The sequence below is a fragment of the Actinosynnema sp. NPDC023658 genome, from assembly GCF_040639995.1.
GTDB lineage: Bacteria > Actinomycetota > Actinomycetes > Mycobacteriales > Pseudonocardiaceae > Actinosynnema.
Genome location: NZ_JBFAAX010000452.1, coordinates 1 through 4,711, shown reverse-complemented (window position 1 = coordinate 4,711; position 4,711 = coordinate 1). Strand labels below are relative to the sequence as shown.

4 protein-coding genes are annotated in these 4,711 nt (G+C 74.8%); 2 read left to right on the top strand and 2 right to left on the bottom strand.

The window, feature by feature from the left end; translation table 11 throughout:
- Positions 1-1,159 (bottom strand): glycoside hydrolase family 6 protein (locus AB0G02_RS28710; protein WP_360799808.1); only part of this gene is annotated, 1,159 nt, incomplete at its 3' end.
- A gap of 150 nt (positions 1,160-1,309) precedes the next feature.
- The gene (locus AB0G02_RS28705) at positions 1,310-2,176 is read right to left on the bottom strand and encodes a metallopeptidase (RefSeq protein ID WP_360799805.1); all 867 of its coding nucleotides are present in this window, start codon (positions 2,174-2,176) and stop codon (positions 1,310-1,312) included.
- Between the two features lie 163 nt (positions 2,177-2,339).
- Here AB0G02_RS28705 and AB0G02_RS28700 point away from each other — a divergent pair, with 163 nt between their 5' ends.
- Together AB0G02_RS28700 and AB0G02_RS28695 are read left to right on the top strand one after the other, a co-directional pair.
- On the top strand, positions 2,340-3,545 hold the full coding sequence (locus AB0G02_RS28700) for a glycosyltransferase family 4 protein (protein WP_360799802.1): 1,206 nt from the start codon (positions 2,340-2,342) through the stop codon (positions 3,543-3,545).
- Positions 3,542-4,711 (top strand): glycogen debranching N-terminal domain-containing protein (locus tag AB0G02_RS28695; protein WP_360799799.1); only part of this gene is annotated, 1,170 nt, incomplete at its 3' end. The genes AB0G02_RS28700 and AB0G02_RS28695, both read left to right, overlap by 4 nt.

Genomic DNA, 4,711 nt, shown 5'->3' with positions numbered 1-4,711 from the left:
GCGGCGGGGAGGCGAGCTTCGCCAGCTCCAGCGCCTGCTCGGGCCACCAGCGGCCGGCCGCCGGGCCGCCCTGGCACTCGCCATCGGACTCGCCGGGGCGCTTGATCCACAGGAACGCGTCCACGAGCGGGATGCCGGTGTTCGCCGTGGGGCGCTCACCGAGGCCCCGACCGGGCGGGTTGCACCAGTCGGTCTCGCCCTCGCCGGGCGTGTAGGGGCCTTGGCCGTTGCGGCTGGTGTCCAGCACGAAGTGCGTCATCTTCGACTGGCGCACCGGCATCGCGTCCAGCTCCGCGGTGGGCGGGCAGGTCTCGACGCCCTCCTGCGTGCGCAGGTAGATGCACTTCGACACCCGCGTGCCGTACTGCACGAGGTCTTCGGTGGACCGGTAGTTCGACGTGTTGAGCGCGAACCCGTCCGCTCGCGCCACGCCGCCGCGGATCAGGCGGTTGACGATGCCGAGCTGCTGGCGCGGCTCGCCGTAGCCCGCGTCGTAGTCGTCGAGCGGCTGCCACGCGGAGTGCCCGGCGTCGAGGTAGACGCGGGTGTGCTTGCCGCGCTTGAGCGCGTCCACCGCGTGGTTGATCTCGCGGAACCGCTCCGGCACCAGCTCCTCGTCCGGGCCGATCGTGCACCACGGCTCGCTGGTCAGCAGGGCCAGGCCGTCCGGCTCGACCACCACGACCGCCTTCTCGTCACCGATGCCGGCGGCGAAGGCGTCGATCCACTCGTTGTACTCCTGCTCGCTGCGCGCGCCGCCCGCGGACCACTGCGAGCAGTCCCGGTAGGGCACGAAGTAGGCCACCAGCACGGGGACCTGGCCCTTGGCCTTAGCTGCCCGCACGACGTCGCGCACGCCGTCCCGCACCTGCGCGGCGCCCGCGTTGGTGAACCAGATCGCGGTCGGCTGGGCGGCCACGGCCTCCATCAGCTCGGCGTCCGCGACCCGTCCCTCGGACCGCCACTGCGCGGCCTGCCGCGCCGCGTTGCCGTCCGGTTCGACGTAGAACGACGTGCCCTTGGGCAGGTGCGGCGGTCCCGAAGCGTCCATGCGTCCCTCGCCCTCCGCTCCCGCGCCACTCGCGCCGACCAGCGCGCACACCACCGTCGCGACCAGTGCCGAACCCACCAGCCGTCGTCGTCTCGCTCCGATGTCCACTCGACTGCTCCTCACGTCACGCTCTGGGAGCGCTCCCATCGGGCGCAAGCATGCGTCCTCATGACGCACATCACAACCCCTCGCACGAGGGAGGTCGGGCATCGCGCCCGGCGGACCGGCGGGGGACGGGTGAGCGGTGGTCGGTCGGGGTCAGGTGAGCGTGGCCGGTCGGTCGAGGAGCGGGGCGTCCGCCGGCGTGCGCTGGGCCGGGATCTCGTCGAGCGGCGCGTGCAGCAGCGGCTTGGCCTCGGCCAGCAGGTCCCGGGCGCTCCGCAGCCCGGCGGCGATGCGGTCGCGGCGGTCGCGCAGCTCGTCCACCCGCTGCCGCGCCTCGGCCAGGATCCGCCGCGCGTGCTCCTCCGCCTCGCGGACCACCCGCTCGGCCCGCGCGCGTGCGGCGGCCTCCTCCGCGGCCATCGCCGCCATCGCCTCGGCCCGCCGCGCGGTCATCGCCAGCTCGAAGTCCACCCGGACCTCCTCGCGCAACGCCGCCGCGCGTTCGTCCAGCTCCCGCCGCCGCTGCTCGGCCTGCCGGGTCTCCGCCAGGATCCGCTCGCCGGCCGCCCGCATCAGGCCCCGGTGCTCGGCCTCCGCCTCCCGCCGCCGCGCGTCGAGCTCGGCGACGAGCCGTTCGGACCGCTCGCGGACCCGCGCCGCGGCCCGTTCGGCGGTGGCCCAGTGGTGCTCCGCGACGGCCTGCGCCCGCGCGGTGATCTCCGCCGCCTCGTCGTGGGCGAGTTCCGCGAGCCGGCGCAGGCGCTCGGTGAGGGCGTCCGGCTCGACGGGCGTGCGGCAGATCCGGTCGAGGTGCTCCCGCAGGGCGCGGATCTCCGCCCGTGCCGTCTCCAGCTGGCGGGCGAGGTCGTCGGCGCACGCCTCCGCCGCGTCGCGGTCGACCGCGAGCACCCGGAGCTCGGCCTCGACGCCTTCGACGTAGTGGCGCACCTGGCCTCGGTCGTAGCCGCGCCACACCACGTCGAAGTCCGCCCGCAGCGGCACCAGCTCCACGTCCACCATCTCCGTCTCCCGAAGTTGAGCATCCTGCACTCAGGAATCCTGAGTGTGACCGATGTCATTCCTGGTGCGGCGGGTATTGCGCGCCGCCCATGATCTTTGTTAGCAGTCTCAGGCGAAGGTGCCAACAGTGGCCGCCGTTCCGAGGTCCGCCGAGGAGGTCGACTTGAGCAAGCCGTTGTCCGCCACGTCCTCTCGCCGCGCCACCCGCGACCGGTTGCGCGTCGCGCTCGTGGCCCCGCCGTACTTCGACGTCCCGCCCAAGGCCTACGGCGGTGTGGAGGCCGTCGTGGCGGACCTGGCCGACTCCCTCGTGGCGGAGGGCCACCGGGTGACGCTGCTGGGCGCGGGCGAGCCGGGCACGCGGGCCCGCTTCGTCCCGGTGTGGGACCGCACGGTCCCCGAACGCCTCGGTGAGCCGTTCCCGGAGGTCGTCCACGCCGCCGCGGTCCGCCGCGAGGTCGAACGGCTCGCCGCCGCCGACGGCCTGGACGTCGTGCACGACCACACCCTCGCGGGCCCACTCAACGCGCCCGCGTTCGCCGCGATGGGCCTGCGGACCGTGGCCACCGTGCACGGCCCCGTCGACACCGACATGCGCCGGTACTACCGCGAGCTCGGCGGCGACGTGGGCCTCGTGGCCATCAGCGACCGTCAGCGCGAGCTCGCGCCCGAGCTGAACTGGGTCGGCACCGTGCACAACGCGCTGCGCCTGGGCGACTGGCCGTTCCGCGAGCGCAAGGAGGACTACGCGCTGTTCCTCGGCCGCTTCCACCCCGACAAGGCCCCGCACCTGGCGCTGGACGCCGCCCACGCCGCCGGCGTGCCGCTCGTGCTGGCGGGCAAGTGCGCCGAGCCGATCGAGAAGGAGTACTTCGAGGCGGAGGTCCGGCCCCGGCTGACCGGGCGCGACCACGTCTTCGGGGTGGCCGACGCGACCGAGAAGCGCAAGCTGCTCTCCGCCGCGCGGTGCCTGCTGTTCCCGATCCGCTGGGAGGAGCCGTTCGGGATGGTGATGATCGAGGCGATGGCCTGCGGCACGCCGGTGGTGGCGCTGCGCGCCGGCGCGGTGCCGGAGGTGGTGGTGGACGGTGTGACGGGACTGGTCCGCGACCACCCGGAGGAGCTGGTGCCCGCCCTGCACGAGGTGCGCGACCTGGACCCGGCCGCGTGCAGGGCGCACGTCGCCGCCCACTTCGACGTCGACGGCCTCGGCGCGGGCTACGAGGCGGTCTACCGCCGGGCGCTCGCGGACGGCTCGCTCACCGCGCTGCGCCGCGACTACGCCGCGCTCGACTCCGCGCTCGACCGGGTCTACGAGCGCAACGCCGACGGCGGGTCCACCCTGCACGCCTCGGGGGACCGCGCGTGACCGCCGACCTGCCACCGGAGCCGTTCAACGCGGGCGAACCGGCGCTGACCGGCGGCGTCGGCGGCACCACCACCCTGGTCGAGGGCAGCACGTTCTGCCTGTCCGGCGGCACCGGCGACATCGAGCCGGGCACGCCGCACGGGCTGTTCTTCCGCGACGCGCGCGTGCTGTCGCGGTGGCAGCTCCGGCTGGACGGCCGCCCGCCGCACCCGCTGTCGGTGTCGCACCCGGAGGCGTTCGCGGCCCGGTTCGTGCTGCGCAGGCCGCCGGCGCCGGGTTCGGCGGACAGCACGCTGCTGCTGGTCCGGGAACGGCTGGTCGGTGACGGGATGCGGGAGACGATCACCGTCGACAACCTGGGCCGCGAGGCCACGGCCGTGCGGCTGGAGCTGCACGTGGACGCCGACTTCGCCGACCTCTTCGCGGTCAAGGAGGGCCGTGCGGTCCCCGGCGGCTCCGACGCCACCGCCGCCGGCGCGGAACTCGTGCTGCGCGACCGGAAGGAGGGTTCGCGCGGGGTGTCGTTCACCGCAACCGCCGAGCCCGTGGTGGCGCCCGGCGCGTTGAGCTGGCACGTGGTCGTGCCCGCGGGCGGTCGGTGGTCCACGGAGGTGGTCGTGCAGCCGACCGTCTCGGGCCGGCCGGTGCCGCCCCAGTTCCGCCGCGGCCAGCGCATCGAGGCCAGCGGGCCGGCGCGCAAGATCAGGGCGTGGCGCGCGGCCAGCACGCTGGTGACCGCGGGCGACCCGGTGCTGACCGGGGTGCTGCGCCGCACGGAGAGCGACCTCGGCGCCCTCCAGATCCACGACCCGGCCCGCGACGGACGGCCGTTCGTCGCCGCCGGGGCGCCGTGGTTCATGACCCTGTTCGGCCGCGACAGCCTCCTGACCGCGTGGATGGCGCTGCCGCTGGACGTCGGCCTGGCGCTGGGCACGTTGCAGACCCTGGCCGAGACCCAGGGCAAGGTGGTCGACCCGCTGACCGAGGAAGAACCGGGCCGGGTGCTGCACGAGCTGCGCCTGGGACCGGACAGCACGGCCGTGCTGGGCGGCAACCACTACTACGGCACCGCCGACGCCACGCCGCTGTTCGTGATGCTGCTGGCCGAGTGCTGGCGGTGGGGCGCGGACCCCGACGTGGTGCGCTCGCTGCTGCCCGCCGCCGAC